Genomic DNA, 4,093 nt, shown 5'->3' on the forward strand with positions numbered 1-4,093 from the left:
AACCTGCCGGGAATTTGGAAATGTCTCTGAACATGCCAAGCCTGCCGACCCACAAAGCACGTCAAGAATAAATTTCGTTATTTATTAATATTTAGATGGTTATGACTTAAATTGACGCCAATGACCGTTTGCCAAATTTCATTGCTGGAAGGCCCATGAGCCGCGACGAGGCAGCTCTTCACGAGGAAGGGCGATCTCCGAATCGCCCCAGCCCATGAAGTGACAATTGAAAGCGGTTGGTCTCGGTTCATTGGCTTTCCATGGACGACGGCGATTCGGAGATCGCCGCACCTTGCGGTGAGGATGCGGCACGTTTAACGGAAAATATTTTGGCAATGGGTCTACTCGACAAGAGTGGTCATTTTCGGTGATTTCGCTGGCTTTGGAGATTTATGGATTACCCGGTATCCAAGCAACAACACGACCGCCACCGCGAAAATCGCCGGGTAGGTGATGTCTGATTTCACGATCATCAGATAATGCACCACCCCGCCGATCGCGACGTAATAGGTCAAGCGGTGCAACAGCGCCCAACGCTTCCCGCCCAAGCGCTTGATCATCGCATTCGTGGAGGTGACGGCGAGCGGAACCATGAGGGCGAAGCTCGTCATGCCGATGGCGATGAACGGCCGCTTGTAAATGTCACCCGCCACCGTTGCCAGGTGCCAGTCCCTATCAAATGCCAGATAGGTCAGCAAATGGGCGCAGCCGTAGTAGAACGCGAACAACCCGAGAGTGCGTCGCTGCTTGAGAAGCCAGTTCCATCCGAACGTCTTTCTCAGCGGCGTCACCATGAGAGTGACCACCAGAAAAACCAGCGTCAGAACGCCAGTCGCACGGGTGAGGAACTCCACGGGATTCGCCCCCAGTTTCCCGCGCCAGGCATCGACTCCGATCAACAACGCGGGCAGCAAGCCGTTGATCAAAACCAGTTGCCGGTGAAAGCTGGAATCCTTCGAAAAATTCATGCGCGGTTAGAAGTTCTGCCTCAAATCCATTCCCGCATAAAGATGCGCCACTTGGTCCGCGTAGCCGTTGAACTTGAGTGTTTCCTGAGTCCCTCCGGCTCCGATCCGCCGCTCGCGGGCCTGGGACCAACGCGGGTGATCGACCTCGGGATTCACGTTCGAATAGAATCCGTATTCACCGGGATTCGCGATGTTCCAAGTGGTCGGCGGCTGATGGTCTGTCAGCATGATTTTCACCACCGACTTGATGCTCTTGAATCCATACTTCCACGGGACGACGAGGCGGATCGGCGCACCGTTCTGATTGGGCAGGGTTTTTCCATACAAGCCCGTCGCCAGCAATGTCAGCGGATGTATCGCTTCGTCCAGACGCAGGCCTTCCACATATGGCAGGTCGATGCCAGCGAACCGTGAATCGGGCATTTGTTTCACATCATAATAGGTCTCGAACGCGACGTGGGTTGCCTTGGACGTGGGCTCCACCATTTTTAAAAGTTGTGAAAGCGGAAACCCCACCCAAGGAATCACCATCGACCAGCCTTCCACGCAGCGGAACCGATAGATGCGCTCGACCTGCTCCATCTTCAGCAAATCCGCGAGATCGAACTTGCGCGGTTTCCCTACCAATCCACCCACCTCCACGCTCCATGGATCGGTCACGAAATTCTTCGCCTTCGCCGCGACCTCGGACTTGTCGGTCGAAAATTCGTAGTAATTGTTATAGCCCGCGATTTCCGTGAACGTGTTGGTCCTGCCGCCCAGCGGAACATCCTTCAGCAAAGTTTCCTCGGTGACGGTCGCAATCGCTGAACCCGAATTCAGCACCTCCGGTCTGGGACTGAAAGCGCGATAAAGTCCGGCCGTCGCCAGCGAAGTTCCCGCCAATACCGACGCCTTCATGAACAAGCGCCGGTTGAGAAACGTCTCTTCCGGAGTGATCTCATCGGGATCGGATTTGGGTTCCTCACTCATCATTTGCCAACGACTTTACGCCCCGTAGGACTCCCGGCCATCTTTTATATTCCGCGTGTTTTGGAGGCGGGTGTTTGGATTTTAGAGTGAATTGGAAAATAAAAGTGTCGCCTCCATGCGCGACTCCGGGCAGCAATGCTTGTTAGTCGGGACGGACGCCTTCGATCTACCACCGATGTGCTAAAGAATTAAAAAATGGACGAATTCCGTCCTTTTGTGCATACGTCAGCACGTCATGAACGATGACATTTGGGTTTCCGATCTTCTTGATGACTTCCAGCGGCGCGGCCTCTACGGCTTTGACCGCTCGAAAGTGGAGACTTCGTTGTCCGTTTCCTCAGGTGCCGTCGGCAAGGCCCTCAAACGTCTATCCGAGAAAGGTCGCGTCAAGCGCCTCCGCAAGGGGTTTCACGCCATCGTCCCCGTCGAATACGCGGGTCAAGGCATCCCTCCCTTCGACTGGTTTATCGAGGATCTGATGCGCTCGCTGGAACTGCCTTACTACATCGGTCTGCTCAGTGCCGCCGCTCTCCACGGGGCCGCCCACCAGCAAGTCCAACAACTCCAGATCATCGTCCCGAGACAGGAACGCCCGATCGAAGTCTCGGGTCTTTCCATCCGGTTTTTCAGTAAAAAGGACTTCGCCGCCACTCCACTCCAGTCCCGCAAGGGCCATTCCGGCATGCTTCCGTTATCCACCCCCGAGGCAACCGCACTCGATCTCGTGCGCTACGCCCGTCACATCGGCGGATTGGATGTCGTCCTCACCGTCCTTTCCGAACTCGCGGAATCCATATCCCCGGACAAACTCACCTCGACCGGCACTGCGGAATCCGAAACCGCATACGTCCAGCGCCTCGGGTGGCTGCTCGATCACCTCGGCCAAACTGTGCTTGCCGATGCTCTTCACGCCGCCCTCCCAACTTCGAAGCCCCTGCCCAGAGCCACCTTGGACCCCGGTGCTCCACGCACCGGTCCCATCACCGGAAACCGCTGGCGGATTCTGGAAAACACCCAACCGGAGGCGGACCTGTGATTTCACCCGCCTACATCACCGAGTGGTCACAGCAATGTCCGTGGGTTTCTCCAGCCCAGGTGGAGCAGGACCTCGTTCTTTCCCGTGGCTTGGTGGAAATCTATTCCGATCCCATCCTTAGAGAACGCCTGCTCTTCCGGGGCGGCACCGCCCTCCATAAAATCGTCCTCCGGCCCGCAGCCCGCTACTCCGAGGATCTCGACTTCGTCCAACTCCGCGAGGAACCCATTGGCAACACACTCGATCTTCTGCGGGAACGGTTGAATCCGTGGCTTGGCGAACCGAAGAGCGACATCAGTTCTCGCGGAGCCACGCTCACCTACCGTTTCGAATCCGAGCTGCCGCCCATCATCCGGCTCCGCCTGAAAATCGAAATCAACACCCGCGAGCACTTCCGCCTGTTACCCATCCAGCAGACGGCATTCTCCGTCGATTCCCGCTGGTTCTCCGGCGAGGTCACCCTGCCCATCTACTCCACCACCGAGCTTCTCGGAACCAAACTTCGCGCCCTCTACCAGCGCCGCAAGGGCCGCGATCTGTTCGATCTCTGGCAGGCCCATCAGGCAGGCGTGCTCGATGCTCCGACCGTCATCGCCGCATTCCAACATTACATGAATGCCGAAGGAAACCCGGTCACCGCCGCCGAATTCGCAACCTCACCGCCAAGATGACGCACTCCGCCTTCCTTACCGACACTCCGCCGCTCCTCCGCCCCGGCATCCTTTACCATCCGGCAGATGCCTTCGAATGGATTACCCGCGAACTCATCCCGCTGCATCGCTAATCTACCCGTTTTCAAAAACAAGAAACGGGCGCTTCAATCTAGCGGACGGCACTCATTATCAATTTGTGAGATCTTCATGCCGAGACCTCATGGGATAATCAGGTCATCACATGGCACAGTGCGTTGGCATGTGCTCGCAACGGGAGAGGAGTCCACGGAACTCGGGGAATCATTCCCATTCCGGAGGTCAATGCTTGTTAGTTGGGACTGACCCGAATGGCACTGACTTAAGCGAAATTTCGGGGTTTACCGCGATGGGGGATTTCTTTGAAAATTGACCTGGCTGCGGTGAGGTAGCTGAAGTTCTTCGGCCGCTTTTTGATGGCCCGGGGT

The 4,093-nt window shown here is 56.5% G+C and carries 4 protein-coding genes; 2 read left to right on the forward strand and 2 right to left on the reverse strand.

Features of this window, described 5'->3' with window-relative positions; translation table 11 throughout:
* Positions 1 to 341: 341 nt before the first annotated feature.
* Positions 342 to 968 (reverse strand): protein-methionine-sulfoxide reductase heme-binding subunit MsrQ, encoded by a 627-nt coding sequence (locus ABIQ96_RS20975; RefSeq protein WP_348216597.1) that lies wholly within the window; start codon positions 966 to 968, stop codon positions 342 to 344.
* A 6-nt stretch (positions 969 to 974) separates the two neighbouring features.
* Complete coding sequence (msrP, locus tag ABIQ96_RS20980; RefSeq protein ID WP_348216598.1) at positions 975 to 1,943, reverse strand: protein-methionine-sulfoxide reductase catalytic subunit MsrP; 969 nt, start codon at positions 1,941 to 1,943, stop codon at positions 975 to 977.
* Between the two features lie 232 nt (positions 1,944 to 2,175).
* Between msrP and ABIQ96_RS20985 the strand changes: the two genes are divergently transcribed.
* Together ABIQ96_RS20985 and ABIQ96_RS20990 are read left to right on the forward strand one after the other, a co-directional pair.
* Positions 2,176 to 2,976 (forward strand): type IV toxin-antitoxin system AbiEi family antitoxin, encoded by an 801-nt coding sequence (locus ABIQ96_RS20985; RefSeq protein ID WP_348216599.1) that lies wholly within the window; start codon positions 2,176 to 2,178, stop codon positions 2,974 to 2,976.
* Positions 2,973 to 3,647: a nucleotidyl transferase AbiEii/AbiGii toxin family protein gene (locus ABIQ96_RS20990; RefSeq protein WP_348216600.1), complete on the forward strand. Its 675-nt coding sequence runs from the start codon at positions 2,973 to 2,975 to the stop codon at positions 3,645 to 3,647. Before ABIQ96_RS20985 ends, ABIQ96_RS20990 begins: the two co-directional genes overlap by 4 nt.
* Positions 3,648 to 4,093: the final 446 nt, after the last annotated feature.

The organism is Luteolibacter sp. (genome assembly GCF_039920825.1).
Taxonomy (GTDB): Bacteria; Verrucomicrobiota; Verrucomicrobiia; order Verrucomicrobiales; family Akkermansiaceae; genus Luteolibacter.